Here is a 1,198-nt window from a genome sequence, read left to right as displayed (position 1 = left end):
AGGGACGGTCATCGCGACGGAAACCACCGCCGGCCGGCCGGTCGTCACGACGGAAGCCGCCACGGTCGCCACCCCGGTCGTCACGGTCACGGCCGTACCCGCCCGACGGACGGTCGTCACGGCGGAACCCGCCGGAGGGGCGGTCGTCGCGACGGAAACCACCGCGGTCGCCACCGCGGTCGTCACGGTCACGGCCGTAGCCACCCGACGGACGGTCGTCACGACGCGGACGGTCGTCACGGCGGAACCCGCCGGAGGGGCGGTCGTCGCGACGGAACCCGCCACGGTCGCCACCGCGGTCGTCACGGTCACGGCCGTAGCCACCCGACGGACGGTCGTCACGGCGGAAACCACCGCCGGCCGGGCGGTCGTCACGACGGAAGCCGCCACGGTCGCCACCCCGGTCGTCACGGTCACGGCCGTAGCCACCCGACGGGCGGTCGTCACGACGCGGACGGTCGTCACGGTCATCCCGACGGAAACCACCGGAGGGACGGTCATCGCGACGGAAACCACCGCGATCGTCACGACGGTCGTCGCGACGGGAGCCGCCACGGTCGTTGGACCAACCCCCACGGGACCGGGGCTCGTAGCCTCGGCCGTCGTCCGATCGGCGCTCGGGACGGTCCTGGGGCTGGTTCGACATCGTGGTGACTCCTTCTGCTGCTTCAGCTACACCGTGGACCGAGCGTGCATCTCCGCTGCCGCCCCACGGTTTCGACGCCGGCCTGCTGGCCCGCGTACCTTCTCCATTGTCCGGCATGCCCGGACCCTCCGCGTCTGGGCGGAAGTCCCGGATATGCCGGCCTTCTCTCACGTTCGCAAAACACAAAAAGGCCGCGGCCCCAGCGAGTCGCTGGGGCCGCGGCCTTGAGAAATTGTTCGGCGGCGTCCTACTCTCCCACAGGGTCCCCCCTGCAGTACCATCGGCGCTGTGAGGCTTAGCTTCCGGGTTCGGAATGTAACCGGGCGTTTCCCTCACGCTATGACCACCGAAACCCTATCGGGTATTCAGCGAAACACACTTTTCAGTTGATAAGTGTTTCCTTGTTCGCCGGTGATAACTGTTCGTTACCCGGGAACCACACAGTGGACGCGAGCGTCTGAGGACAAGCCCTCGGCCTATTAGTACCGGTCAACTCCACCCCTCACAGGGCTTCCATATCCGGCCTATCAACCCAGTCGTCTACTGGGAGCC

The 1,198-nt window shown here is 67.9% G+C and carries 2 rRNA genes and 1 pseudogene; all 3 read right to left on the bottom strand.

The window, feature by feature from the left end:
- Positions 1–562: pseudogene (locus ACZ55U_RS37060) on the bottom strand (hypothetical protein); the annotation flags it as partial.
- Between the two features lie 318 nt (positions 563–880).
- Positions 881–997, bottom strand: a 5S ribosomal RNA gene (rrf, locus tag ACZ55U_RS37055).
- Between the two features lie 108 nt (positions 998–1,105).
- Positions 1,106–1,198, bottom strand: a 23S ribosomal RNA gene (locus tag ACZ55U_RS37050); the annotation flags it as partial.

Source organism: Kitasatospora sp. NPDC034533 (assembly GCF_055575155.1).
Note: the sequence above shows the minus strand (reverse complement) of the source record. Positions and strands in the feature narration are given on the sequence as shown.